We start from the raw sequence: 25,374 nt of genomic DNA, 5'->3' as shown, positions 1-25,374 counted from the left end.
TTCTTTCCTTATTTATATAATACATGGTAAAAGAAACAATTACAAGCCGATTTGAATCTGCATGGGGTGTTAAAAAATGGATGGATTCTATTACGACCTGGAAGGCTTCGGAGAAGAATTGAAAAATATAAGAAAATCTTTAGGCCTTTCTCAAATTGATGTTTCTGAGTATAGTTTTATTAATAGGGATACTCTTAGAAAAATTGAAAAAACAACTTTTATTTCTCGCCGAATCTGTTTTTGAAAAAACTGTCAATAAAGATTATGAAAAGGCTATGAAAAAGCTTGAAGAAGCAATGAAAGTTACTATCCCTGCTCTTTCCAATTACGCTGATTTTGTTTACAGTGATATGGAAGTTAGAATTTTAATGAATATCTCTTTGATACTCAAAAAAACAGAAAATCCTCAAAAAAGTCTTGAAATGAACTTTATGTGGTGATATTTATGAAGAGGGTTGTCTTAAGCAGAATTGAAAATGGCAAAACATTGCCTTCTTTAGAGCAACTTATTTATATAGCTGAAAAACTTGAAGTGCCTGTAAGTTATTTTTTTAGTGATTGGAAGGAAAAATATCACTACAGCATCTCTTTAAGCTTTTCTATATCTTTAATTAATATTCTCTGCCTGTCAAGGCGTATTACCCCCTCTTTATCTAATTGACTTAAAATCCTTGTGACATTTTCTCTTGAGGTACCGACTATGTTAGCAAGGTCTTGCCTATTGAGATTTAAATCTAATAAAATTCCCTCTTTTGTGTTTATTCCTCTCTCTTTTGCGAATGTAAGAAGCACAGAAGCCGTTCTGCCGATGGAATCTCTTAAAGCAAGATTTTCTATTATCACAGCTACATTTTTTAACCTTTTTGCCATAAGTTTAATAATGCTTAAGGCTATTTCGCTATTTTTCAGTATTAAATTTTCTATGTCTTGATTTTTAAGTACAATTACTTCGGAATCCTCTATAGCCTCTGCAGTTGCAGGATATTCTCCACCAACAAATAGGACAGATTCAGCAAATATGTCTCCTTTTTCCATTATTTTAATAATGTACTCTTTCCCCGTAGAAGAGGTTTTTGATATTTTAACTTTGCCCGATCTTACAAAATATATAGCTTCTCCCTTTTCCCCCTCCATGAAAATAATAGAACCTTTTTTAAAAGATTTTATGATAGAGATCTTATGTATCTCTTCAAGGGACTTATCCTCCAGTTCATTAAAATAAGGGACTTTTTTAAGGTAATCAAAATCGGACATAATGACTTTCATCCCTTCTTAAAAGCAAACTAAAGATTATTCCGTTCTATATTTATCAAGACTTACAAATTTTGTATACTGTGCAAGCCATAAAAGTTCAACTGTACCTGTGGGTCCATTTCTGTGCTTTGCAATTATAACTTCTGCTATGTTTTTCTTTTCAGAATCTTTATGATAATAATCATCTCTGTACAAAAACATTACTATGTCAGCGTCCTGCTCTATTGCTCCAGATTCTCTCAAATCGCTCAAAATAGGTCTGTGGTCTGACCTAGACTCAGGTGCGCGGGAAAGCTGTGAAAGGGTAATTACAGGAACATTTAATTCTCTTGCCAAACTTTTAAGAGACCTCGATATTTCTGAAATTTCTTGCTGCCTGTTTTCTGCCTTTCCTCTCCCTTGCATAAGCTGCAGATAATCTATCATCACCAGCCCTAATCCTTTTTCCAGTTTGAGGCGCCTGCACTTCGCTCTTATGTCCATTACGCCAATTCCAGGAGTGTCGTCAATGTAAATAGGAGCTTTAGAAAGAGGAGTCATCGCAGCCGCCAGTTTCATCCAGTCGTCTTCATCAAGATTTCCTGTCCTAAGCTTTTGGCTATCTATATTGGCAGTAGAACAGATAAGCCTGTTTACCAGCTGCTCTTTTGACATCTCTAAGCTAAATATGGCAACAGGAAGGCCTGTCAAAAGAGCTGCATTTTGAGCAATATTTAAAGCAAAAGAGGTTTTTCCCATTGAAGGTCTTGCTGCGACTAATATAAAGTCAGAGGCTGAAAGCCAGCAGTTTTTAAGTCAAGGTCAGGAAAGCCAGAGGGAATACCTGTGAGCTGTCCTTTGTTTTTATAAAGTTCCTCTATTTTATAAAAGGTATTCATTAACACGTCTTTTATAGGTGAAAAATTAGTAGTGTTTCTTCCCTGAGCTATATCAAATATTTTTTGTTCTGCTATGTCAAGGACAGTTTCTACGTCATCTCCTTCGTAACTTAACTCCATAATCTCTGATGAGGCCTCAATAAGTCTTCTCAATGTAGCTTTTTCTTTTATAAGCTTTGCATAGTAAGATACATTAGCAGTGGTGATGACATTTGAAGACAGACTTGCTATATAATCAATTCCGCCAATAGCTTCTAACATGTTACGCTTTCTAAGTTCATCAACCACTGTCACAAGGTCAACGGGGATGTCTTTTTCAAACATCTCCATCATTACATCGAATAATTTTTTGTGAGACTCTTTATAAAAGTCCTCTGCTTTTAGTATTTCAGAAACGTCTATTATGGCATCCCTAGATAGAAGCATTGACCCTAAGACAGATTGTTCAGCTTCTATGTTTTGGGGAGGGATTTTGCTCCACTCCATCCTTTATTCCCCCTTGCTTTAATTACTCTGCCACAACATCTACCTTCATTTTTGCTGTGACTCCTTGATAAAGTTTTATGTCTACATAATAGGTACCTGTAGTCTTTATACTCTCGTCAAAAGATATTTTTTTCTTATCAATGTCAAAGCCTTTCTCCTTTAAAGCTTTCTCTACATCTTTCGAAGTTACAGAGCCAAAGAGTTTGCCATTTTCTCCTGCTTTTACTTTTAAAACCAGGCTAATATTTGAAAGGTCTTGAGCTAATTTTTTTGCTTCTTCTAATTCTTGCTGTCTCTTTTTCTCTTCCGCCTTTTTCTTTTCATTAAGCACTTTTATGTTGGATTCTGTAGCCTCTATGGCAAGTCCTCTTGGAAGAAGATAATTTCTCCCATAGCCGTCACTGACATTTACAATTTCTCCTGCTTTACCTATATTTTTAACATCTTTCACTAATATGACTTTCATTTATCTTCCCCTTCCTCCTCAAAATATTCTTTAATAGCATTTTTTAAGTCTTGCAGTACTTCTTCTATAGGTTTTTTGACCTGAGCTCCTGCAACAGTTAAATGTCCTCCTCCACCGAGCTTTTCAAGGATAATTTGAACATTTATGTCTCCAAGAGAGCGTCCGCTTATGGCTACATCTTCTTCTCTTTTTAAAAGAACAAAAGAGGCTTGTACTCCCTTTATTGTAAGGAGCTCATCAGCAGCTTGGGCTATGATGAGATTGTTGGCATTTGGAGGGCTAACTGCTATTGCAATGCCATTATCCAGTATCTCGGCATTTTTCACTATCGAAGATTTTATTATATAAGACTCTATGTCATTTTGGAAAAGCTGCTTAACAGAGGTTGTATCTGCACCCTTTCTTCTCAAAAATGAGGCTGCTTCAAAAGTCCTAGAGCCTGTCCTGAAGGTGAAATTTTTTGTATCCACCGATATTCCCGCCATTAAAGCCTCAGCTTCTATAGGTTTTATGTCAATCTTGTCTACTATATACTGCAAAATTTCTGTGACTAATTCGCTAGCAGAAGAAGCATAAGGCTCTAAATAAACAAGCAAGGCTTTGTCAATAAACTCTTTTCCTCTTCTATGGTGGTCTATTACAGCTATTCTGTCTATAATATCTACAATCTCGGGATAAGTAAGATGACTTGGTCTATGGGTATCAACCACTATTAAAAGGCTGTTTTGGTCTACCGTATTTTTAACTTCACTACTTTTTATAAATAAATCTTCATAGCCTTTTGTGTTTTGTATTTTCTTTACCAATTCATCTATCGCTACATTAGACTTATCTAATACTATATAGGCTTTTTTACCTAAAGACATGCAGGCTCTATACATGCCAATCGCAGCCCCTAATGAGTCGAAATCCATAAAGTCATGTCCCATTATAAAAATCGTAGAAGATTCTTTTATAAGATCTCTTATGGCATGAGCAATTACTCTCGCCTTTACTTTTGTCCTCTTCTCAACAGCTTGTGTTCTTCCTCCATAAAATGAAATTTTATCTCCTCTTTTTATTACTGCTTGATCTCCACCTCGCCCTAATGCTAAGTCTAAAGCACTAGAGGCGTATTCATTTAAGGCTAAAAAGTCATTGGCATTCGCTCCAATTCCTATGCTCAAAGTTAAAGGAATTTTTATTTCTTCCCCAATTTCTCTTACTTTATCCAATATTTCAAATTTATTTTCTTCCAACGTCTTTAATCCTTCCTCTTTAAATATAACAAAGTATTTATCATCATCATATTTTTTCATAAAGGCTTTTATTGAAAAAGCCCATTCTGAAAGTTTTTTTTCTATTTCTGAAGAAACCACCGCTTTTTTAATATCTTCTACTGCCATCATCGCTTCTTCATAGTTGTCAATTATTACATGCCCTACCACGGGTCTATCGGAAGCTAAAGATTTTTTAAGCCTAAAGTATTCAGTGTTATCAAGAAACAAAAGAGTACAACTTAAGTCTTCTCTTTTTTTTCTTTTTGTTTGAGAATCTATTTTTAACACAGAATAGTAGCGACCGTTGAATTCTATTTGGTTCTTTTTCTCATCTGCTTTGCCTTCTGTGTATTTTTTTACCAGCTTTTTTATCTCTTCATTTTCATTAAAAGCCTGAGAATAGCTTACGTTATACCACAGGATCTCCCCCTTACTATTTAACACAACAGCAGGAATTGGCATCCTTGCTAAAAGGCTTTTTGATGCTTTGTCAACATTGAAAAATATATTTTCTATGTATTTATCTAACTCTAAACGTTTTTTCTTTATTTCGTAGTAATCACGTAAAAGCACCAAAAGAAAAATGATTAATGAAATAAAAGCAATTATCTTGTTGTAGTAAAACATTATGGCTATTAAGAGAGCTGATAGCAAAATATTTACCACATTGACAGAAGAAATTACTTTATAAAATTTCTTGTCCACAAAAACACCTCTCGTTTTTTAACTTGTTAATTCATATATTTTCTTAAATTCAAGCTAGTATCCACAATACCTATTACGAAAAGTAACCAAGAGGTAAGAGGAAAAAGAAATAAAAATACAAGGATTAAGTTAGCAGCCAATGATTTCATCTTCAATCTATGAATTAAATAATATCTTACTACTGCCAAACCTCCTAGTGTAAAACCCAGAGAGAGCAATGCTATTATATTAGTAGTTATTGCTTCCGGTTGCTTTAGAAAATATTGATATAACAACACTCCAATAAAAATCCATCCTGTTATATAAGGCATTTTCCATTCTTCAAAAGGAGGAAGTGCTTCTATATAGACCCTTTGAGTTTTTAAGACTTTGGATATAATTATATAATTAACTAAAATAACAGCCACAACTGTAACTAGTATGGATGCAGGTAAAGTCATCTTTAGTATTTCTTGAACCGCTAATAAATTGCTTCTTATAGCCGAAAAGTTTGGATGCCCTTGATAAATAGATAATACTTCTTTTGTGCTTATATCAATTGTCTTAAAAAACAAATCAAACACATTTACTTTGAAGGCTACTTTTGTTAAGTACAATATTATAACTATCCCAAATATTGACACAATAGAGGTATCAATAACAGTTTCACTAGCTCTACGTTTTTTCAATATTAAATAGCCCATAGCAAGTCCTTGAAAGGCAAAAAATAAACTTATAAAAGCTGTAGCTATATCTACAAAAATTACATTTACAATAAATACTGCAAAAGATGATGCAATAGCATAAGATTTAGAGCTTCTTATACAAGTTATAGCAACGGGAACTGGTATTAAAAAAAACAGTACGAATAGTGGTGGAATATACACTCCTATTAACGTCATTATTACAGCAATTGCTGTCATCATTGCCGCATTGGTAAGTTTTCGTAAATCCATTAAATCACTCCCGTTTTCTACTATTTATGTATCTTTGTAGTCCAGAAAAATTATATTCACCTTCATTTTTATCAATAACTTGAAGTTTGAGTTTTTTTATCACCGCTTCATCCATTTCTTCAAAGTCATAGCCCAATTTCTCTCCTAATAAGTAGGCAAAAATTAAAATATCACAAAGATTGTCTCTCAACACTTCTCCATCTTCATCTTCATTAAAAGCTTTAAAAAGAGAATATACTTTTCCCAAGAGGTTTATTTTTAAATTTTCAATGTTCATAATATTTTTGGCAATCTCAAGGTTATTTTTCATTTTTCCATTCCACCTTTATTTTTGACAGCTTTTTTAAACAGTAAACTAAAAGAGGGCATTGCCCTCTTATAATTATATCATTATTCTACTGTATATGGTAGTAGTGCTATTTGTCTTGCTCTTTTAATAGCTCTTGTAAGCTGCCTTTGATGCCTTGCACAGTTTCCCGTTATTCTTCTCGGCAGAATTTTCCCTCTTTCTGTAATATACTTACGTAGCCTGGCCACATCTTTGTAATCAATCTTATCTATATTATCTGTGCAGAAAGCACAAACGCGCTTTTTCGCTTTTCTGCCCTTTTTCTTGGTAGTCGCCGCATTATCTTTTGCAGTAGTATTAGCTGTTGTCATCCTTCAACCTCCTTTTAAAAAGGTAAATCATCTTCACTCTCAATAGGTGTAAAACCCTCAAATTCTTCCGGTACATCTTCAAATACGCTATCAAAGTATTCATCCAAGTCTTTATTTTCTTCAGCATCGTTACTGCTGCCAAAACCAGATTTTGGCTCTAAAAATCTTACGTCATCTGCTACCACTTCGGTAACCCAGTGCCGATTGCCGCTATTATCATCCCATGTTCGGGTTTGAATGCTTCCAGTTACTGCTATTAACCTACCTTTTTTTAAATTGTTAGCACAAATTTCTGCAAGTTTTCTCCAAGTTACGATGGGTATGAAATCTGTAGGCCTTTCCCCGCTTTGACTAACATAATTCCTGTTCACCGCTAATGTAAATGTGGTAACAGGAACCATTTCAGAAGTATACCTCATCACAGGGTCTTTTGTAAGGCGGCCTATTAAAATAACCTTATTTAACATTTTTAACCCACCTTTTTATATTAATAAACGATCATTCGTCAGTTCTAATTATTAAATATCTCAAAACGCCATCTGTAATTTTATAAACTCTCTCCAATTCCTGAGAAACCTTTGAGTCGCTATTGAAGTTCATCAGTACATAATATCCCTCAGGTTTTTTGTCAATTGGATATGCTAACTTTCTCTTACCCCATTCATCAAAATTGGTTATTTCTCCACCATTTTCAACAATGAGGTTTTTAAATCTTTCTATTAAGCCTTTTCTTTCCTCTTCACTTAAATCTGGAGAGAGAATGTACATTGTCTCGTATGACCTCATTTTTTCACCTCCTTTTGGACTAAACGGCCCAAAAAAGGGCAAGGCGGCAATCTATAACCCTATTCTATCATTGTCCAGAGGGATTTTCAACTGTTTTTAAAATTTTTTTGATGCTTTTTTCAAATTTAGCTCTGGGCATCAAAACCATTCTTCCGCATTTTAGGCATTTTATGCGAATGTCCATGCCAACTCTTAAAATTTCCCATTCGTCAGAGCCACAAGGATGTTTTTTTTCATCTTTACAATATCTCCAACGTGGAGTTCTTTTGGCAAAGCAATCACCTCAATTAATTTTTTCAATTTCCAAATCAAATAAACTAATACATTTGCAAACGTTGCTAACTAAGTTATGTATCATTATTTTTTATTGTAATATCTCTATGAGGATATGGAAATGCAATTTTTTCTTGATCAAATACTTTTTTTATCCGATATCTTATCTCCCTCTCAACTTCCCATTGCTTCATAGGCTCTGTTTTTGCAACAATAGTTATTAAAACTTGTGAATCTTGAAAATCCGTAATTCCCAAAACTGTAGGACCGTCTATTATATCATTTCTGGATTTTTTTATATCTTCACAAATTTGCTTAAGCACATTTGTTATTTTATCAACATCTTCTTCGTAAGGAACACCTACATTTACAAGCGCTCTCATACTGCCTCGTGTATGGTTTGTTACAGTCTTTATTTCTCCATTTGGTATTATATGTAAATCACCCGAAAAATCCCTTATTTTGCTTGTTCTAAGTCCTACTTCTTCAACAAGACCCGAAAAATTATTTATCGTTATATAATCCCCAACTCCAAACTGATCTTCAAATATTACAAAAAACCCCGAAATCACGTCTTTGACTAGATTTTGAGCACCAAAACCTATAGCCAAACTGCCAATTCCGGCAACTGCCAATATTGATGTCATATCTATGTTGAAAATTTTTAGTATTGAAGCAGCTGCTATGAAATAAATGACATATCTCAATATATTTTTGGTAAGAGACATTAAAGTGCCTATCTTTCTTTCAGGAAGCTGTATTTTTCCTTTTGCCTGTAATTTATAAAACCTTGATATAAGTATGTCCCCTATTTTTATACCTACAAAGGATATAATTAAAATTTTTATGATATCGAAAGTTACTTTTAATATTTTTATATCGTAAAGACTTAAAAATTTTTGGTATAGTTGGACTATTGCCTCCATCATATCACCCGCTTTACCTTCTTTATATTTTATATATTACACAAGTAAGAAAGGTTTTTCAACAATTAAAAACCGGAAATTACCTGTATTTAATTTTACATAGTTGCCAAAAATATATTTGAAAGACTCATCACCTAAAGAAAGGAGAATCATATGGAGCTTATAAATATAGAAGACAAAAATGCTTTGGGGCATTTTTATAAATTTTTTTCTAACTGCTTGACAGAACTATACGATTATCGAAAAGAAATAGTTTTGCTGTGTATAGGAACTGATAGGTCCACAGGGGATAGCTTGGGACCTTTAATTGGTCATAAACTAAAGCCTCTTCTTAAAGGAAAAGCCCATATCTTTGGTACTTTAGAAGAGCCATTACATGCAAAAAACATACATCAGGTTTTAAAATACATAAATTTAAATTATGGGCGTCCTTTTATAGTAGCTATAGACGCCTGTTTGGGATCTTTAAACCACGTAGGTCACATCTCTGTTGGAAAAGGACCTATAAAGCCTGGAGCAGGGGTTTTAAAAGATCTACCGCCTGTAGGAGATATGTTTGTTACAGGAATTGTTAATGTCTCTGGCTTTATGGAATACATGGTGCTTCAAAACACCAGACTTAGAATGGTAATGAAAATGGCAGACATTATTTCTGTGGGAATATACAAGACAATAAATGAAATATATGAAGAAAGCAAAGTAAGGGCTTAGTTTTAAGCCCTTACTAATTTCATTTCACTATTTTTCAAATCTTTGTTTTTGATGAACTCTTCTATCACATCTATAATCGGCTGATATTTTTCATAAAAGACTACTATTAAATCTCCCGCCTCAGCATGGTACATAGCTGCCTTTAACGCTTCTGTCTCTTTTAAAATAGTCTTTATTTTTTTTCTATCCATGCCTCCTTTTATTGCACCTTCTTCTAATATTCTCGCTACTTCTCCGGGTTTTCTGCCTCTTAAATCCACGTCTTCTTTTATATATATAAAGTCGAACCCTTCACCACAAATCTCTCCTACTTTTAATATGCTAGAATTTATTCTATCTCCTGGAACTCCTATCACACCGATGAGCCTGTTCGCATCAAGTTTTTGTGCTGCTTCTATTACACTTTTTATTCCAGCTATGTTGTGGCCATAATCTACTAATACACGGAAATTACCTACATTAAATAAGTTAAATCGACCTGGATTGTGTGTAGTATCGCAGTAAAATGTCTTTATACCCTTTGCAATAATATTTATAGGCACTTTTACACCATAAGAAGCAGCGATAGCTGCAAGAGCATTTTCCACATTATACAAAACTTTCCCTGACAAAGCTGCAGGAATTTCCTCTATCTTTACAACAGGAATTATTTGTCCATTTGCTATAACGATGACACCATCTTTAACATATACTGCAATTCCGCCTTTTTCTACGTGCTTTTTCACAGTGAGGTTATTATCGTACATTGAAAAGTATATTACTTTACCTTTAGCCCTTTGAGCCAAATAAGGAGTCATAGGATCGTCAGCATTTAAAACACTGTAGCCGTCTTCTTTTACTGCTTCCACCACCAAAGACTTAACAAAAGCCAAGTCTTCTAAAGTCTTTATTCCATCAATGCCAAGATGGTCTTCCGAAATATTGGTTATTACACCTACATCTGCCAAATCATAACCTAAGCCTTCCCTTATAATACCTCCTCTTGCTGTTTCTAATACTGCAGCATCTATGTTTTTATCAGCTAGACAAGTTCTTGCACTTTTTGGGCCGGTATTATCACCTTTGTAGACACAGGTGTCATCGATATAAATGCCGTCAGTACAAGTCATTCCTACAGTATAGCCATAGGTCTTTAAAATATGAGCTGTCATTCTGGTAACTGTAGTTTTTCCATTTGTGCCTGTAATAGATATAATAGGAATTGTGGCCTTGCTTCCTTTAGGAAAAAGCATATCTACAATCGCCTTTGCTACATTTCTCGGTTTACCTTTGCTAGGATAATGGTGCATCCTTATTCCTGGAGATGCATTTATTTCAATTATCGCTCCATTTTTTTCAGTTAGAGGTTTTTTTATATCCTCCATTGTAATGTCTATACCAGCTATATCAAGACCAATGGCTTTCGCTGCTCTTACAGCAATTTCTATATTGTTTGGATGAATTTCATCCGTCTTGTCAATCGCAATTCCTCCTGTACTTAAGTTTGCACTTTCTCTCAAAAATACTTTTTTACCTTTTTTAGGAACATCTTGTAGATCAAAACCTTGTTTTTTAAGAGTCAATTTAGAAATAGTATCTATTGTAAGTTTTGTAAGGGGTTTTTCATGGCCTTTTCCCCTTAAAGGATTTTTATTTTCTATTTCCACTAACTCTTCAATAGTGTGAATCCCATCCCCTATTACATGGGCAGGAATTTTTTCGGCTACCGCTACTACTTTTTCGCCTACAACCAATACTCTGTAATGTTTACCATTTATATGTTTTTCTACAATAACAAGGTCACTGTAAGCTTTGGCGTTTCTATAAGCTATACTTACTTCTTCTCCATTGGTTATGTTTAAATGAACTCCTTTGCCTTGATTTCCGTTGTAAGGTTTTATAGCGACAGGATATCCAATTTCTTCTGCAATAGCAATTGCCTCTTCTTCATTGTAAGCAACATCTCCCTCCGGCACAGGAAATCCATGGTCTTTTAGAATCTGTTTTGTCAAGATTTTATCTGAAGCTATGTCTACTGCAATGCAACTGGTATTTTGTGAAATTGTGCCTTCGATCATTTTTTGATATTTCCCATAACCTAATCGTAAGATACTACCATTTCCTACCCTTGTAACTGGAATTCCTGCTTTTAGAGCTTCGTTCTTTATAGCCATTGTACTAGGCCCCAGTTCTATTTCAGCAATTATATTGCGTATTTTCTCTAATCTCTCTTCTAAATTAAATTCTTCCCCTTGTACAAATTTATTTACCATTTCAACCGCTAATTTCCCTACTCTTATCCCACACTCTTCCAATCCATATTCATAAACTATATAATACAGATTCCCTTCTATAGTTCTTGCTCTTCCAAATTTTACATCATATCCTAGCATATTCTGTAGTTCCAAAATTATATGCTCTGTCACATGGGGCAAATAGGTGCCTTCCTCTAATCTTTTTAAAAATCCCCCTTCATGCTCGTAAGAACAACTATGTTTTGAAAGGCCAGGAAGTGATTCTATTAATTTCTCATTAAAATTGGGTATATCTTTTGTAGGGATATCTAATCTCTCTATATCTACTGCCATTTTTATTACAGGTCTATGGCTGTATATATTTCTCCCTCGATATACCTTATATCTTTAATAATCATACTTTATCCTCCTTGAGCTTGACTTTGGGTATCCATTTTTCTAAATCATAACCATAACCGGATGGCAATATGTGAAGTATAACATTGGTGAGGGCTAAAATTTCATTAGGACTTGATTCAGAAACATTAGAGTGTTCTAACTTTCTTCCCTCCACTACTGTCACAGCATTTGAACCTATCACTCTAAAGCTATTTTTCTCCACAACTATAGCTGTATCTTCATCAATCCCTATTCCGAGATTGTTTGGGTTTTGAGCAATTGCTGCAAGAAGCCTTCCGATGCGCCCTCTTTGTGCAAAATGTTGGTCAATTATTACGTCTTTTAATAAACCTAATCCAGGAGCCATTTTGATAGTGCACTTCCTTGGAGAATCTTCATCATTTCCCTCCACAATCATAGTTTGTGACATCACCGAAGCTCCTGCACTTGTACCTACAATTAAAGTTCCTTCTTTATACAATTGTTTTAACAATTTATCTATACCACTTCCTCCTAAAATACTGGTTATCCTCAATTGGTCACCACCTGTAAAAAAAACACAACTGCAATCTTTAAGTACATCCCTTGCATAGTTTATTTCCTTGTCTTCCCTTGAATCTATATTTACAACTTTTACATCCTGTGCTCCCAATTTTTTAAAAATAGAAATATACAAGTTACCGACTTCCATTGGTTTTTCTGTCGCTGTTGTCATTATTATTATTTTACTTTCTCTTCCCCCGGCTAAATTTACAACCTCTTTTAGTATTTCGCACTTGTCCTCTTTGTCTTCTGCTCCTCCTATGATAACTAACTTGCCTTTTACTTCTTCTTCCATTTATCCGCCTCCAAAAATAATAAACTCTCAGGTTTCATAATTTATTATTCCTGAGAGTTTAACTCAATATACTTTATATTATGTTTTCAGAGTACATAATTTTATTGCATCCTTTTTCTACTTTTATTTCCAGATTCTTGATATATAACATTTCGCCATCGACACTAACAGGTACTTCTCGATTTGCCTCTATTTCTACTTTTTTCGCTTTATAAACTTCTGCAATTTCAAGTTTAGTATGGGTTCCCAAAAGAACTAAGCAATTGCCGCTATAACTTTAAAACCACTAAGAGCTGCTTTCCTTACTCGTACTTTTCCATCCCCTGTATATTTTGTTATAAAAATTTTTGTAATCGATTAATTTTTTTATAATTCTTCTAATTTCTGACATCTTTCTATAAGCCCTTCTTCCACTTGCCATTAGATTTACAATAAATGCAATCAATCCCTTCACTCCTTGTTTTTTCACAAAGCTTTCCTTTTGGCTCTTTCTATTGCTTGTATTTCTTCAGCAGAAAGGGGATATTTGGATTGCCCTTTTTCAATAGGTTTTGCAAAAGTGGCCGTTTCATTCCTCCCGTATATTCCAGACAAAACAATACCATTGTCATTGCTGTCTAATAGGGCAATAGAAAAACTTAAATCAGATCCTACATCAGGAAAGGCATTATACCTAACTATCCCCACTTTTTTAATTGCTGTTTTTGTTTCTTTATCTAAAGAACTTAAATCTATTCTTAACTTATCTAGTTTGCTTTTTATATCTTCATTCTCGGTAAGAATTCTAGAAAAAATATCAAAAACATCTCCTTTTTCCAATGTTTTAATCACCTTATTATAAGTCCTGTTTAATCTTAAAAATTTCCCATTAATTATAAGTATGAAAATTAATTCTATAATTGATAAAACTGATAAAAACAAGATAATCAGTGTAGCATTTTGAGAAATAATGCCTAAAAAATTTTGCATAAGTTTCTCCTCCAATTCATCAGAATGTTTTCTGTGAAATTATTTCAATAGCTTTTATAGCTTTTTCTACTTCTTCTTCAGTGTTAAAATATCCAATTCCAAATCTCAAAGTGCCAGTCTTTAGTGTGCCAATTGTTGAATGGGCTAATGGAGCACAGTGTAATCCTGCTCGAGTAGCTATATTAAAATCCTTATCCAAAATATAACTAATTTCTCCCACATCTTTATCTTTTAGTGTCACTGAAACTACTCCTACTCTTTCCTCCACCCTTTGAGGCCCATAAATTTTAACTCCTTTTATTTCTTTTAATCCCTCTATTAAAATTTTTGTAAGTTTTTCTTCTTGCCGGCGAATACTATCTACACCTACAGACTTTACGAATTTTACTCCTTCTTTAAGACCCGCAATTCCTGGAGTATTAGGAGTTCCACTTTCTAATTTGTCTGGCATCAAATCAGGTTGATACATTGACTCAGACTTGCTTCCCGTTCCCCCTTCTTCAAGAGGCAATATTTCTATGCCTTCTCTTACATATAACCCTCCTGTACCTTGAGGGCCGTACAATCCTTTGTGGCCAGCAAAAGCTAAAAGATCAATATTTTGCTTTTCCACATCTATAGGCAATACACCCGCCGTCTGGGCTGCATCCACCAAAAAAATCAAATTCATTTCCCGGGCAATATTTCCTATTTCCTCAATAGGCATTATTGTACCAGTAACATTGGAAGCGTGAGTTATGGCAATCATCTTTGTGTTTGTTGCAATTGCTTTCTTTATATCCTCAGGGTCAATCTTTCCTTCCCCATTTGCTTTCACTATTGTAACTTCTATTCCCTTTTGTTTTAGCGTCATAAGAGGTCTTATTATAGAATTATGCTCCATGCTAGAAGTTATTACATGATCCCCTTCTTTCAAAACACCTTTTAAGGCAATATTCAAAGCTTCTGTTGTATTAGATGTAAGTACCAATCTCATAGGATTTTTTATGTTAAAGAGGCTACCTATCTCTTGCCTAGCCTCAAAAATAACCCTTCCTGCTCCAAGTGCCATTTTGTGTCCGCCTCTTCCAGGGTTTCCGCAATTTCTTAAGGTTTTTTCCACTTCCTTATACACTTCCTCGGGTTTAGGCCAAGAAGTAGCAGCATTATCAAAATAAATCATAGTCCTATCTCCTTAAATTAAATCTCCTCATATTAGTATATGTAAACCTCCTTTTTGCGTTCTTATCTATATTTTATATTTATTTTTTTTCATTAGCAACAAAAAACTATTAAAGTTCGTATTAAGTTCTGTAGGTGTCCCATTAATAAATGTTAACTGTTTTGCTGGGATGCACCATCGTCCAGCAAGCTAAACGAAAGCTTGCTTGGGTTCTGCGTGATTCCCGGCCTTAGCATCGTACCTATGGGATCGTTCTCCGGCATACATGTCTTCAAGTCTGACCTCTCTCTAAGTTCATTGTTTTAGATTTAATAAAATTAAAAGCCTCCATATAAATAGGAGACTTTTATATTGAGTCTATAATACTTTTTATTCCTTTCCATAAATAAGTTCAATAATTCTTGTCAAATCTTCGTCACTATAATATTCTATTTGTATAATTCCTCTATTTTTACCTCTTTGAGATATTTTCACTTTTGTTCCTAAAAAACTACATAAATTATCTTCTATTTCCTTGATATGTATATCTATTCTGTTTGATTTTCCTTTTTGAGAGCTTTTCCCATTTTTGCGTAAAAGATTTTTCACCAAGTCTTCTGTTTCTCTTACGTTTAAATTTTCTGTAACAACTTTTTTTGCTGCCTCATACTGTAAATTTTTACTTGGCAAAGAAAGTATAACTTTTGCATGGCCTATTGTTATCTCCCTTTTACTAACATTGCTTGTACTCTATCGTCAAGATTTAGAAGTCTCATGCTATTTGCAATTACTGAGCGGCTCTTACCAATTTTTTTAGATATCTCTTCTTGTGTGAGATTAAATTGCTCTATTAATGCTTTATATGCTTTTGCTTCCTCAATAGGATTTAAATCCTCTCTTTGCAAATTTTCAATCAAAGCTATTTCCATAACCTGTAAATCATCAAAATCTCTCACAATTGCTGGTATTTCAGAAAGTCCCGCAATTTTAGCAGCTCTCCAACGTCTTTCTCCTGCTACTATCTGATATCCAGAAGCCACTTTTCTTACTATAATTGGCTGAATAATTCCATTTTGTTTAATAGATTCTGCTAACTCTTTTAAACTTTCTTCATTAAACTGTTTTCTCGGTTGGTATTGATTAGGATGAATATAGGCAATATTTATCGTCTCTACACCCTGAGGTTCCTCTCCCTGATACTCAGGTATAAGTGCTTGCAAACCTCTGCCTAATCCCTTTTTACTCGCCATTTTATCACCACCTTTGTAAATTTTTTATATTCCTGCCCTTTCTATCACTTCTAATGCCAATTCCTCATAAGCCTCTGCTCCTTTGGAATTAGGGTCATATATAGAAATTGGTTTTCCAAAACTTGGAGCTTCCCCCAAGCGAATATTTCGAGGAATAATTGTTCTGTAAACTTTCTCCTTGAAAAATTTTTTCACCTCATCCACCACTTGTATAGATAAGTTTGTCCGGGCATTAAACATAGTGAGAACTACACCCTCTATTTCGAGTTGAGGGTTTAGACTCTTTTTTACAAGATTGATGGTGTTCATAAGTTGGGTAAGTCCTTCCAAAGCATAATATTCGCATTGAATCGGAACAATTACTGAATCAGCAGCAGTAAGAGCATTTATAGTCAAAAGTCCAAGTGATGGAGGACAATCTATTAATGTATAATCAAATTCATCTTTAATTGGATTTACTGCACTTTTTAATTTATATTCTCGCGAAAGCATAGGAACTAATTCAATCTCTGCCCCTGCCAATTGAATACTAGATGGAACAATTGAAACTTTTAAATCCTTTAAAGGTATTATTGCACTTTTTATATCTTCATCTTCAATCAGCACCGTATATGTAGTGTGCTTTAAAGAAGCCGGGTTTATCCCAAACCCACTTGTCATATTACTTTGAGGATCTATATCTATACATAAAACTTTTTTCCCTTGTGTTGCTAAAGAATATCCTAAGTTTATAGTTGTGGTAGTTTTACCAACCCCACCTTTTTGATTTGCGATGGCAATAACTTTGCCCATTTTTCACCCCCTTTTGCATGCAATACATGTTTAAGAGTTATCAATTTATATGTTTATTATATCATTGTTTATATCAATGTTCCACATGGAACATTATCAAGGGGGTGAAAAAACTTTTACTTTTTTGAAATTTTGATTACAAACTCTATATACTCTTCCTTATCATTTTCAATATACTCTGCCGGCACACCAGATTTTTTCATCAAATCTACAGCTTGTTTCACTGTATTTACAAAAATTCTTATATCCTTATAAAATTTCATCATTTTTTTGTTTTCTTTTTTAACTTGTTCCGGTGGCTTTGTTATTTTGTCTATCATACTTTGTATCAATTTTTCTGTTTGACTCACGTTTAATTTTTTCTTTTATAATTATTTCTAGTGCCTTTCTTTGTAGCTCTTCATCAGGAAGTCTCAAAAGTGCCCTAGCATGCCGCTCCGTTAAATCATTTTCCAATAGCTGTTCTTTTATCTCTTTGCTAAGCTTCAAAATCCTCAATTTGTTAGCAATAGTTGATTGGCTTTTACCCAGAATTCTTGCTAATTGTTCCTGTGTTAAATGGTGGTCGTTTATTAAATTATAATATGCTTCGGCCTCTTCAATAAAATTGAGATTTTCTCTTTGTAAATTTTCAATTAAAGCTAAAACAGCCGAGTCTTCATCTTGCGCGTTTATAATTATCGCTGGTATCTCCGCAAGACCTGCCAATTTAGAAGCCCTTAACCGCCTTTCCCCCGCTACTAACTCATAAAAATTATTGTGCACCATTCTTACAGTAATAGGTTGCAATACCCCATAAGCTTTAATGGACTCTGCTAATTCTTGTAAATTCTTTATATCAAAGTTCTTTCGCGGCTGATAGGGATTAGGCCTTATTGAATCAATCGGCAAATAACAAATTTCTTGTGTTTTGCTCGATACCACTTTTACACACCCCGCTCTTAAAACAATTAAAAAATTTTTCTACAATATATATTCGACAAATAATGTAAAATTCCTCCTTAAATTCAAATATATTGTTAAAAATTATAAAAAAGTTTCGGGCACTGGAATAAGGTTATTAAAAAAATTTTTTGCTGTATAAGCTCTGCCAATTTTTGAGGATAAACTTGATAGCTTTTCAAATCCTTAAGTTCAATCCATTTTACCTCTCTTAAAATCTGTTTCTCTTTAGGAAGTTCAGGGTCACTTCCTAAGGTCAAATTTCCCCCAATAATAGAAGAATAAAAATACGTCACATAGTAAATATCATATTCCTGAATATAACAGACACCTTTAAGTTCAATGTCATAACCTGTTTCTTCTTTACATTCTCTTATAGCAGCTTCTGCTACTGACTCATTTTCTTCTACCCTGCCTCCAGGAAAAACCCATGCTATTTCCTCCCCATCTTGATGTTTTACTAAGAGAACTTTTCCTTCTTCAACAATGACCACTCTCGCAACTAAAAAGCTCGCTCTAAATTTTAACATTTTCCTTCCCTCATTTCCAAAATTGGTAAGTTATTTAGGATATTTATATTAAAATTATACCACAAAAAATTTTATAAAAATAAAAAAGCAGTCTAAAATTACTTTTAGACTGCACAGTTTGTTGACAAAGTTAAAAAATATTCAAAGGAGATATTTTGCATCGTCGCTCCGATGTTCCAAAGCGACAAAACTAAAGCTCGACCTTCGGGCTCCGGCAGGGTACCGGGCACAATCGGCCTCTTTGCTCAGGTGCCCGCCTTCGCCATCCATGGCTTCGGCCCTGCCTCCACCCTCGGTCTTGCTAAGTTTTGTTACCGCTTTGTAACAAGTCGCTCCTTATGCAAAATATCTCCTTTACGAAAGTTTGTCTACAGTCTGAGCAGTCTAAAATTACTTTTAGACTGCAGTTTGTTGACAAACCTTTTTTCATATAAAAGAGGCATTTTGCATTTATGAAGTGACTTGTTAAAAGTAGCAACTAAACTTAGCGAGGCCGAGGGACGGAGGTAGGTCCAAAGCCAAAAAGGGCGGAGAAGCCACTAAGGCAAGGACGCTGAATGTGACCGACGCTACGGAGTCCGATGGGAAGCTTATGTTTAGTCGCCGAAATTTTCTCCTTTAAGTTTATAAAGGAGATCTTTGTATAGCATTTGCTCTTCTAGGATATTTTGTCGGACATTTATCTACTTTTTTAATAATTATCAAATGATGAACTATATCGCTATAAGGAAGTCTGATTTCCATAACTTCCTCGATTTTCCCTTTCAATTCTCTCAAAGCTTTTTGAGTATTTTCTATTTCCTCTTCAATCTCTCTTCCTTTTAAAGCAATAAAATAACCCTCTACTTTTACAAAAGGAAGAGTATATTCCAATAAAATATTTAAAGGTGCAACAGCTCTTGCCACGGATAAATCAAATTGTTCTCTATATTTTATGTCTTTTCCTATATCTTCAGCTCTTCCGTGAATTAATTCTATTTCATTTATATCCAATTTATTTATAACTTCTTCTAAAAAAGTAATTCTTTTTTTAGAAGAATCTAAAAGAGTAGCTTTTAATTTAGGAAACACAATTTTTAAAGGAATAGAAGGAAAACCAGCGCCTGTACCAACGTCTATAATTTTTTCTTCTCCTTTTATTTTACCACTCTTAACCACAGATAAGCTATCTAAAAAATGCTTAATCACAACTTCACTTTCTTCTGTAATTGCTGTTAAATTCATTTTTTTATTCCATTCCAATAAAAGAGAATAATATTTATGAAATGTTCCACATGGAACATTTCCATAAATATACCTAACTTCTTAGCCCCATCAATTAGCATATCAACCGATTTGTTTTTCATCGCTTTTATTTCTCCTTAACTGCTCCATGTAAATTAAAAGCACAGAAATATCAGCCGGCGAAACTCCTGAAATACGCGAAGCCTGTCCAATTGAAGTAGGTCTTATTTTTGTCAATTTCTCTTTTGCTTCATTGCTCAAACCAGGAATTTGATAATAATCAATATTTTCTGGAATCTTTTTGTTTTCTAAAGCTTTAAAGTGTTCAATTTGTCTTAGTTGTTTTAATATATATCCTTCATATTTAATATTTATATCTATTTGTTCAGCCACACTTTCTAAAATATCATCGGGTCTTTGTTTATCTAAAAATTTAGTAGACTTATAATCAATTTCAGGTCGCTTTAGCAAAGTATAAAGGTCAACTCCTGTAACCAAAGGAGTACTTCCTCTAGATATGAGAAAATTATTGACTTCCTCAGAAGGCTTTATCACAACTCCAGCAAGTCTTTTCATCTCTTTTTCTAACTGGATCTTTTTCTTTAAAAACTTTTCATATCTTTCTTCTGTTACAAGACCTATCTCATAACCTAACTCTGTCAATCTTAAATCTGCGTTATCTTGTCTTAACAGAAGTCTATACTCTGCTCTCGAAGTGAGCATTCTATAAGGCTCATTTGTACCTTTTGTTACTAAATCATCAATCAATACTCCTATATAAGCTTGAGACCTATCCAAAATTACAGGAGGTTTGTTCAAAAGCTTCATGGCAGCATTTATTCCCGCCATTAAACCTTGAGCAGCTGCTTCTTCATATCCAGATGTGCCATTGACTTGTCCTGCAAAGTACAGCCCTTCAATTTTTTTAGACTCTAAAGTAGCTTTTAATTGCGTTGGGTCTATACAGTCATATTCAATAGCATAAGCTGGCCTCATCACTCTTACATTTTCAAGGCCTGGAACAGTCCTCAAAAATTCCAATTGTACATCTTCAGGCAAACTGGAAGACATGCCTTGTACATACATTTCATAAGTATTTAATCCTTCTGGTTCAATAAAAATTTGATGCCTCTCTTTGTGAGGAAACTTTACTACTTTATCTTCAATAGAAGGGCAGTATCTTACTCCTACACCTGTTATCTCACCACTAAAAAGAGGAGAACGGTCAATATTCGCCATGATTATTTCATGAGTTCTTTTATTAGTATAAGTAAGCCAACAGGGCAACTGCTCTATTTCAATTTTATCATGCATATAAGAAAAAGGAGTAATTACTTCATCCCCCGGCTGCATTTCCATTTTGGAAAAATCAATACTTCTTTTATCAACTCTTGCAGGAGTACCCGTTTTAAATCTCATCAATTTAAAGCCCAATCGTTTTAAAGTCTCAGAAAGTTCATTAGCCGGAAAAAGCCCACTAGGTCCACTTTCAAAACTTACATCACCAATTATAACTCTTCCTTTTAAAAAGGTACCTGTAGTAATAATACAAGCCTTACATTTATATATCGCGCCTAATTTTGTCACAACTCCCGTGACTTTATTGTCTTCTACCAAAATGTCTACAATTTCCGCCTGTTTTATATCAAGGTTTTGCTGTCTTTCTAAAGTATACTTCATGTTTGCTTGGTAAAGCTTCTTGTCAACTTGTGCCCTCAAAGACCTTACAGCAGGACCTTTACTAGTATTTAAAGTGCGGATTTGTAGTAGTGATTTGTCTGTATTTATAGCCATTTCCCCACCTAAAGCGTCAATTTCTCTCACCAACTGAGACTTTGCAGGGCCTCCAATAGAAGGATTGCAAGCCATCAAAGCAATAGAATCTAAATTTACAGCAAAACCTACTGTTTTAAGACCCAACCTTGCACAGGCAAGAGCAGCTTCACTGCCCGCATGTCCCAACCCAACCACTGCAACATCGTATTCACCTGCAATAAAACTCATACTTTCACCTACTTTCCTACACAAAATCTTTCAAAAATTTCATTTATTAAATCCTCAGTTGCCGTCTCACCAGTAATTTTACCTAATTGGTCAAGAGCTGCATTTAAATCAATTGTAATTAGGTCTTCACTATACCCCATTTCGATAGCTTTAACACAGCTTTCCATATATTTTTTAGCATTGATAAGGGCTTCTTTATGCCGCGAATTTATTATTATTTCTTCTTCTCTTAAATTTATGTCTCCTCTAAAAACTAAATCATAAATGGCGTTTTCTAATTTTTCTAATCCAATTCTTTCAACAGTTGAAACCTCTATTATTATACCATCTTTAATAAGACTTTTTAATTTACTTTCGTCAATTTTTTTAGGTAGATCTATCTTATTCAACACAAATATAATGTTTTTTTCTGTTAAAATGTCAAAAATATGGTAGTCTTCTTCAGACAACTCTCGTGAAGCATCCAGCATAAACAATATCAAATCTGCTTCAGCCAAAACCTCTTTGCTTCTCTCAACTCCTATTTTTTCCACTAATTCGTCTGTATCTCTAATTCCTGCTGTATCAATAAGCTTTATTGGAATACCTTTTACATTAATATATTCTTCAATAATATCCCTGGTGGTCCCTGGTATATCTGTGACAATAGCTCTATTTTCTTTTAATAAGGCGTTTAAAAGAGAGGATTTACCAACGTTTGGTTTACCAATTATGGCAGTTTTAAGTCCTTCTCTTATAATCCTTCCACTTTCAGAAGATACAATGAGCTTATCGATATCTTCCACTATTTCCTTGGCAGTTTCTAACATTTCTTTTCTTTCTAGTTCCTCCACATCCTCTTCGGGAAAATCTATTAAAGCTAAAAGATGGACTAGCAGCCCCATAATTTTATCTTTCATCTCTTTTATTCTACTTCCAACATATCCAGCCAACTGCTTCTGAGCGTATTTATTAGCAAGCATAGTCTTAGCAGTAATTATATCTATCACTGCTTCGGCCTGAGATAAATCAATTCGCCCATTTAAAAAAGCTCTTTTTGTAAATTCCCCTGGTTCGGCTAAACGAGCACCTTGTTTTAACACTAATTCTAAAATTTTAGAGGTAATTACTATTCCTCCATGACAATTTATTTCAACTATATCCTCTCTTGTATAGGTATTTGGTTTTTTCATGATAGATACTAAAACTTCATCATATATCTCTTGTGTTTCAGGGTCTACTATATGTCCATAATGTAAAGTATGGCTTTTTACCTTTTTTATATCTTTAGCTTTATAGGGTTTAAAAATTTTTGAAATTATCTCTAAAGCATCATCTCCACTTATTCTAACTATTCCAATTCCTGCTTCCCCTGGAAAAGTAGAAATAGCTGCAATTGTATCAAAAGCCATTTTCATCACCAACCAAAAAATTATCTTATAAAATAATATACCAATATTTTTGGCTTTTCAATCAAAATATAAAAAAACCCCTTGACAGTATTATTTTAAAGCTATTATGACTCTTCTGTTAGGCTCCTCTCCTTCACTATACGTCTCTACATAAGGATGGTCCTGCAAAGCCATGTGAATTATTCGCCTCTCATTAGGACTCATGGGCTCCAACTCAACGCTTTCCTTTGTCTCCATTACTTTTTTGGCTAATTTTTTTGCAAGCCTAATTAAAGCCTCTTCCCTTCTTTTTCTATAATTTTCTGCATCTAATATAATCCTTCTATATCTATCATACCCTCTATACTTGCTGGCAACAACATTTACAAGATATTGCAATGAATCTAATGTCTCTCCCCGATGTCCTATAAGCAATCCCACGTTTTTTCCATGTAAATTAAACTTTATGGTATTCTCATTTTCTTCTATGTCAAATTTCACATCGAGCTTCATTGCTTCAATTACTTGCTGTAAAAAATTTTTAGCACTTTCTTTTATTACATCTTTTAAAATCACTTTAACTATTGCCTGTTTGCTTATAAGGCCCAGAAAACCTTTACCCCCTTCATCCAACACTTCCACTTCTACCATTTCTCTCGGCACACCAAATTCCTGCAAGGCAAGATTTACAGCTTCTTCCACTGTCTTGCCTGTCCTTATAAGCTCCTTCAATTTATGATTCCCCCTTAGCGGTATTGGTCTCTCTCATAAAAATATACTGCTGCACTATCTGAAATATATTACTTGTAACCCAATATATTCCTATCCCTGCCGGCAAAGAAACAGTTATCCATCCTATAAAAATTGACATCATTATATTCATAGAATTTTGACTTTTGTCTGTTGCTACCATTGCAGAAGATATATAAGTAGTCACCGTAGCCAAAATAGGGATTATATAATAAGGATCTCTTTCTGCAAGGCTATGCATCCATAAAAAAGATGCAGTCGAAAATGCTGGATAAGTTCGAAGCATTGCAAAAAGGGGCCACAATATTATCAAAGGTAATAGCATAGGTAAACATCCACCAAAAGGATTTACTTTTTTCTCTTGATACAATTTCATTGTTTCTATATTTAATTTTTGAGGGTCTTTAGCATACTTCTTTTGAAGTTCTTGTATAAGAGGTTGTATTTCTTTCATCTTTTTCATCGTATTCATTTGCTGCACATAAAAAGGCAAAAGTAGTATCCTAATTAAAATAGTGAAAATAATTATAGCAATGCCATAATTCCCTACATATTTATATATAAACTCTAATAATTCTCCTAAATACATAGCAATTGTTGCCATAATATACCTCCAAAAATTTATTTTACAGGGTCATATCCCCCCGGATTAAAGGGATTGCACCTTAAAATCCGCCAAACTGACATAATTCCACCCTTCAAAAGTCCATACTTTGATATTGCTTCTATAGAATATTGAGAACAAGTTGGGTAAAATCTACAGCTCCTTGGCTTCATAGTCGAAATATATCTTTGATACAACTTAATTAAAAAAATAATAACATTTTTCATTTTTCATTCCCCGCATAAAGAGGTGTTTTCATAATTAATTTTCTCATGGAACTTTTTAAAGTGTGAAAATCGGCCTCAACAATTTTTCCTCTCGCCACAAAAATTATATCAAACCCTTTTTTTATCTCAATATCTAAAAGTCTAAAACTTTCATGTAAAAGCCTTCTAACTCTATTTCTTACCACACTTTTACCTATTTTTTTACTCACTGAATAGCCAACTCTATTAAAGCCTAAATTATTCTCCATATAATACATTACAACAAACTGATTAGCAGTAGATTTACCATTTGAATAAACCTTTTTAAATTCATAACTCTTTTTAATTTTTACAACCTTATTACTCATTTATACCTCCGGATTGTAAAAAAGGCCCCAAAGGCCTCACGCTGTCAACCTATGTCTACCTTTTTGTCTTCTTCTCTTTAAAACATTACGACCACTTTTGGTAGACATCCTCTTTCTAAAACCGTGTACTTTTTTTCTACGTCTTTTTTTTGGGTTGATAAGTGCGAAGCATTGGTACACCTCCTAAAACCTAAAAATGCTATAAAAATTATAACGTTAATTACTGAGTATGTCAACAAGTCTTTTGAAATAAAAAAATTATATGAATTGCAATATTAAATGCAACACCTAATGAAAATCATGTAGATATAGGATTTGGAACAAATCATATATAACCTTAAGCCCATCTTAGTTAACAAATTGAGCGAAGGTCGTGATTTGTCAAGGGTTAAAGTACAGGCGAAGCCTGCCCCTTGACAAATCACCGAACGAGCT

23 protein-coding genes and 9 pseudogenes are annotated in these 25,374 nt (G+C 34.0%); 3 read left to right on the top strand and 29 right to left on the bottom strand.

Annotated features, from left to right (window positions below; genetic code table 11):
- Positions 1-76: 76 nt before the first annotated feature.
- Both JCM7501_RS15850 and JCM7501_RS14495 read left to right on the top strand, forming a co-directional pair.
- A pseudogene (locus tag JCM7501_RS15850) lies at positions 77-425 on the top strand (helix-turn-helix domain-containing protein); the annotation flags it as partial.
- Positions 426-445: 20 nt separating this feature from the next.
- Positions 446-661: a helix-turn-helix domain-containing protein gene (locus JCM7501_RS14495; RefSeq protein ID WP_081723153.1), complete on the top strand. Its 216-nt coding sequence runs from the start codon at positions 446-448 to the stop codon at positions 659-661.
- Here the strand turns inward: JCM7501_RS14495 and JCM7501_RS06620 are convergent.
- From JCM7501_RS06620 to mscS, 11 genes and pseudogenes are all read right to left on the bottom strand, one after another.
- Positions 577-1,254 carry a Crp/Fnr family transcriptional regulator gene (locus JCM7501_RS06620; protein WP_028992480.1) on the bottom strand — a complete coding sequence of 226 codons (678 nt, stop codon included), beginning with the start codon at positions 1,252-1,254 and terminating at the stop codon, positions 577-579. The genes JCM7501_RS14495 and JCM7501_RS06620 overlap by 85 nt on opposite strands.
- Positions 1,255-1,290: 36 nt before the next feature.
- Positions 1,291-2,618 (bottom strand): annotated as a pseudogene (dnaB, locus tag JCM7501_RS06615) (replicative DNA helicase).
- Positions 2,619-2,640: 22 nt separating this feature from the next.
- Entirely contained in the window at positions 2,641-3,084 is a 444-nt protein-coding gene (gene rplI, locus JCM7501_RS06610) for a 50S ribosomal protein L9 (RefSeq protein WP_013151041.1), read from the bottom strand.
- Positions 3,081-5,048 (bottom strand): DHH family phosphoesterase, encoded by a 1,968-nt coding sequence (locus tag JCM7501_RS06605; RefSeq protein ID WP_013151042.1) that lies wholly within the window; start codon positions 5,046-5,048, stop codon positions 3,081-3,083. Before JCM7501_RS06605 ends, rplI begins: the two co-directional genes overlap by 4 nt.
- A gap of 26 nt (positions 5,049-5,074) precedes the next feature.
- Positions 5,075-5,983 (bottom strand): YybS family protein, encoded by a 909-nt coding sequence (locus tag JCM7501_RS06600; protein ID WP_028992481.1) that lies wholly within the window; start codon positions 5,981-5,983, stop codon positions 5,075-5,077.
- 4 nt (positions 5,984-5,987) lie between these two features.
- Positions 5,988-6,293: a MazG-like family protein gene (locus JCM7501_RS06595; protein ID WP_013151044.1), complete on the bottom strand. Its 306-nt coding sequence runs from the start codon at positions 6,291-6,293 to the stop codon at positions 5,988-5,990.
- Positions 6,294-6,373: 80 nt separating this feature from the next.
- Positions 6,374-6,643 (bottom strand): 30S ribosomal protein S18, encoded by a 270-nt coding sequence (gene rpsR, locus JCM7501_RS06590; RefSeq protein WP_013151045.1) that lies wholly within the window; start codon positions 6,641-6,643, stop codon positions 6,374-6,376.
- 14 nt (positions 6,644-6,657) lie between these two features.
- The gene (locus JCM7501_RS06585) at positions 6,658-7,110 is read right to left on the bottom strand and encodes a single-stranded DNA-binding protein (RefSeq protein ID WP_028992482.1); all 453 of its coding nucleotides are present in this window, start codon (positions 7,108-7,110) and stop codon (positions 6,658-6,660) included.
- A gap of 31 nt (positions 7,111-7,141) precedes the next feature.
- Positions 7,142-7,429: a 30S ribosomal protein S6 gene (gene rpsF, locus JCM7501_RS06580; RefSeq protein ID WP_012996264.1), complete on the bottom strand. Its 288-nt coding sequence runs from the start codon at positions 7,427-7,429 to the stop codon at positions 7,142-7,144.
- 67 nt (positions 7,430-7,496) lie between these two features.
- Positions 7,497-7,702, bottom strand: a pseudogene (locus JCM7501_RS06575) (DUF951 domain-containing protein).
- Positions 7,703-7,776: 74 nt separating this feature from the next.
- Positions 7,777-8,631 carry a small-conductance mechanosensitive channel MscS gene (mscS, locus tag JCM7501_RS06570; RefSeq protein ID WP_028992483.1) on the bottom strand — a complete coding sequence of 285 codons (855 nt, stop codon included), beginning with the start codon at positions 8,629-8,631 and terminating at the stop codon, positions 7,777-7,779.
- A 150-nt stretch (positions 8,632-8,781) separates the two neighbouring features.
- Between mscS and yyaC the strand changes: the two genes are divergently transcribed.
- A complete protein-coding gene (gene yyaC, locus JCM7501_RS06565; RefSeq protein ID WP_012996266.1) occupies positions 8,782-9,339 on the top strand; it encodes a spore protease YyaC in 558 nt (185 codons plus the stop codon).
- Between the two features lie 2 nt (positions 9,340-9,341).
- Here yyaC and cphA read toward each other — a convergent pair.
- The 18 genes and pseudogenes from cphA to rpmH all read right to left on the bottom strand — a co-directional run bounded on the left by cphA (position 9,342) and on the right by rpmH (position 25,111).
- A pseudogene (gene cphA / locus JCM7501_RS06560) lies at positions 9,342-11,971 on the bottom strand (cyanophycin synthetase).
- Complete coding sequence (locus JCM7501_RS06555; RefSeq protein ID WP_028992485.1) at positions 11,968-12,789, bottom strand: cyanophycinase; 822 nt, start codon at positions 12,787-12,789, stop codon at positions 11,968-11,970. Before JCM7501_RS06555 ends, cphA begins: the two are co-directional and overlap by 4 nt.
- Before the next feature lie 73 nt (positions 12,790-12,862).
- Positions 12,863-13,039: a hypothetical protein gene (locus JCM7501_RS14490; RefSeq protein ID WP_245599088.1), complete on the bottom strand. Its 177-nt coding sequence runs from the start codon at positions 13,037-13,039 to the stop codon at positions 12,863-12,865.
- A gap of 36 nt (positions 13,040-13,075) precedes the next feature.
- Positions 13,076-13,258, bottom strand: coding sequence for a hypothetical protein (locus JCM7501_RS14485; protein WP_054644826.1), 183 nt, complete (start codon positions 13,256-13,258; stop codon positions 13,076-13,078).
- Positions 13,255-13,758, bottom strand: coding sequence for a DUF4446 family protein (locus tag JCM7501_RS06545; protein WP_028992486.1), 504 nt, complete (start codon positions 13,756-13,758; stop codon positions 13,255-13,257). Before JCM7501_RS06545 ends, JCM7501_RS14485 begins: the two co-directional genes overlap by 4 nt.
- Positions 13,759-13,777: 19 nt before the next feature.
- On the bottom strand, positions 13,778-14,920 hold the full coding sequence (locus JCM7501_RS06540) for an aminotransferase class V-fold PLP-dependent enzyme (protein WP_028992487.1): 1,143 nt from the start codon (positions 14,918-14,920) through the stop codon (positions 13,778-13,780).
- A gap of 369 nt (positions 14,921-15,289) precedes the next feature.
- Positions 15,290-16,149, bottom strand: a pseudogene (locus JCM7501_RS06535) (ParB/RepB/Spo0J family partition protein).
- A gap of 24 nt (positions 16,150-16,173) precedes the next feature.
- Complete coding sequence (locus tag JCM7501_RS06530; protein ID WP_013151053.1) at positions 16,174-16,941, bottom strand: ParA family protein; 768 nt, start codon at positions 16,939-16,941, stop codon at positions 16,174-16,176.
- A 116-nt stretch (positions 16,942-17,057) separates the two neighbouring features.
- Positions 17,058-17,865 (bottom strand): annotated as a pseudogene (gene noc, locus JCM7501_RS06525) (nucleoid occlusion protein).
- Between the two features lie 102 nt (positions 17,866-17,967).
- A pseudogene (locus JCM7501_RS06520) lies at positions 17,968-18,413 on the bottom strand (NUDIX domain-containing protein).
- A 624-nt stretch (positions 18,414-19,037) separates the two neighbouring features.
- Positions 19,038-19,759, bottom strand: a pseudogene (gene rsmG, locus JCM7501_RS06515) (16S rRNA (guanine(527)-N(7))-methyltransferase RsmG).
- The gene (mnmG, locus tag JCM7501_RS06510; RefSeq protein WP_013151056.1) at positions 19,740-21,641 is read right to left on the bottom strand and encodes a tRNA uridine-5-carboxymethylaminomethyl(34) synthesis enzyme MnmG; all 1,902 of its coding nucleotides are present in this window, start codon (positions 21,639-21,641) and stop codon (positions 19,740-19,742) included. Before mnmG ends, rsmG begins: the two are co-directional and overlap by 20 nt.
- An 8-nt stretch (positions 21,642-21,649) precedes the next feature.
- Entirely contained in the window at positions 21,650-23,032 is a 1,383-nt protein-coding gene (gene mnmE / locus JCM7501_RS06505; RefSeq protein ID WP_028992569.1) for a tRNA uridine-5-carboxymethylaminomethyl(34) synthesis GTPase MnmE, read from the bottom strand.
- Positions 23,033-23,122: 90 nt separating this feature from the next.
- Entirely contained in the window at positions 23,123-23,743 is a 621-nt protein-coding gene (gene jag / locus JCM7501_RS06500) for an RNA-binding cell elongation regulator Jag/EloR (protein WP_013151058.1), read from the bottom strand.
- 1 nt (position 23,744) lies between these two features.
- Positions 23,745-24,365: a YidC/Oxa1 family membrane protein insertase gene (locus tag JCM7501_RS06495; protein ID WP_013151059.1), complete on the bottom strand. Its 621-nt coding sequence runs from the start codon at positions 24,363-24,365 to the stop codon at positions 23,745-23,747.
- A 17-nt stretch (positions 24,366-24,382) separates the two neighbouring features.
- Complete coding sequence (gene yidD, locus JCM7501_RS06490) at positions 24,383-24,592, bottom strand: membrane protein insertion efficiency factor YidD (RefSeq protein WP_013151060.1); 210 nt, start codon at positions 24,590-24,592, stop codon at positions 24,383-24,385.
- A complete protein-coding gene (rnpA, locus tag JCM7501_RS06485) occupies positions 24,589-24,939 on the bottom strand; it encodes a ribonuclease P protein component (protein ID WP_012996281.1) in 351 nt (116 codons plus the stop codon). The genes yidD and rnpA overlap by 4 nt, the downstream gene beginning before the upstream one ends.
- Positions 24,940-24,975: 36 nt before the next feature.
- Positions 24,976-25,111 (bottom strand): annotated as a pseudogene (gene rpmH, locus JCM7501_RS12630) (50S ribosomal protein L34).
- Positions 25,112-25,374 lie beyond the last annotated feature (263 nt).

Source organism: Thermoanaerobacter thermocopriae JCM 7501 (assembly GCF_001310975.1).
In the GTDB taxonomy this organism is placed as follows: Bacteria; Bacillota; Thermoanaerobacteria; order Thermoanaerobacterales; family Thermoanaerobacteraceae; genus Thermoanaerobacter; species Thermoanaerobacter thermocopriae.
The sequence above is the reverse complement of the archived record's forward strand: the minus strand, read 5'-3'. Positions and strand labels throughout refer to the sequence as shown.

What these genes read in the sequence shown, in the direction of transcription:
- JCM7501_RS14495 (WP_081723153.1), top strand. Translation starts at nt 446, where the DNA reads ATGAAGAGGGTTGTCTTAAGCAGAATTGAAAATGGCAAAACATTGCCT.
- JCM7501_RS06620 (WP_028992480.1), bottom strand. Translation starts at nt 1,254, where the DNA reads ATGTCCGATTTTGATTACCTTAAAAAAGTCCCTTATTTTAATGAACTG.
- rplI (WP_013151041.1), bottom strand. Translation starts at nt 3,084, where the DNA reads ATGAAAGTCATATTAGTGAAAGATGTTAAAAATATAGGTAAAGCAGGA.
- JCM7501_RS06600 (WP_028992481.1), bottom strand. Translation starts at nt 5,983, where the DNA reads ATGGATTTACGAAAACTTACCAATGCGGCAATGATGACAGCAATTGCT.
- JCM7501_RS06595 (WP_013151044.1), bottom strand. Translation starts at nt 6,293, where the DNA reads ATGAAAAATAACCTTGAGATTGCCAAAAATATTATGAACATTGAAAAT.
- rpsR (WP_013151045.1), bottom strand. Translation starts at nt 6,643, where the DNA reads ATGACAACAGCTAATACTACTGCAAAAGATAATGCGGCGACTACCAAG.
- JCM7501_RS06585 (WP_028992482.1), bottom strand. Translation starts at nt 7,110, where the DNA reads ATGTTAAATAAGGTTATTTTAATAGGCCGCCTTACAAAAGACCCTGTG.
- rpsF (WP_012996264.1), bottom strand. Translation starts at nt 7,429, where the DNA reads ATGAGGTCATACGAGACAATGTACATTCTCTCTCCAGATTTAAGTGAA.
- mscS (WP_028992483.1), bottom strand. Translation starts at nt 8,631, where the DNA reads ATGATGGAGGCAATAGTCCAACTATACCAAAAATTTTTAAGTCTTTAC.
- yyaC (WP_012996266.1), top strand. Translation starts at nt 8,782, where the DNA reads ATGGAGCTTATAAATATAGAAGACAAAAATGCTTTGGGGCATTTTTAT.
- JCM7501_RS06555 (WP_028992485.1), bottom strand. Translation starts at nt 12,789, where the DNA reads ATGGAAGAAGAAGTAAAAGGCAAGTTAGTTATCATAGGAGGAGCAGAA.
- JCM7501_RS06545 (WP_028992486.1), bottom strand. Translation starts at nt 13,758, where the DNA reads ATGCAAAATTTTTTAGGCATTATTTCTCAAAATGCTACACTGATTATC.
- JCM7501_RS06540 (WP_028992487.1), bottom strand. Translation starts at nt 14,920, where the DNA reads ATGATTTATTTTGATAATGCTGCTACTTCTTGGCCTAAACCCGAGGAA.
- JCM7501_RS06530 (WP_013151053.1), bottom strand. Translation starts at nt 16,941, where the DNA reads ATGGGCAAAGTTATTGCCATCGCAAATCAAAAAGGTGGGGTTGGTAAA.
- mnmG (WP_013151056.1), bottom strand. Translation starts at nt 21,641, where the DNA reads ATGAGTTTTATTGCAGGTGAATACGATGTTGCAGTGGTTGGGTTGGGA.
- mnmE (WP_028992569.1), bottom strand. Translation starts at nt 23,032, where the DNA reads ATGGCTTTTGATACAATTGCAGCTATTTCTACTTTTCCAGGGGAAGCA.
- JCM7501_RS06495 (WP_013151059.1), bottom strand. Translation starts at nt 24,365, where the DNA reads ATGGCAACAATTGCTATGTATTTAGGAGAATTATTAGAGTTTATATAT.
- yidD (WP_013151060.1), bottom strand. Translation starts at nt 24,592, where the DNA reads ATGAAAAATGTTATTATTTTTTTAATTAAGTTGTATCAAAGATATATT.
- rnpA (WP_012996281.1), bottom strand. Translation starts at nt 24,939, where the DNA reads ATGAGTAATAAGGTTGTAAAAATTAAAAAGAGTTATGAATTTAAAAAG.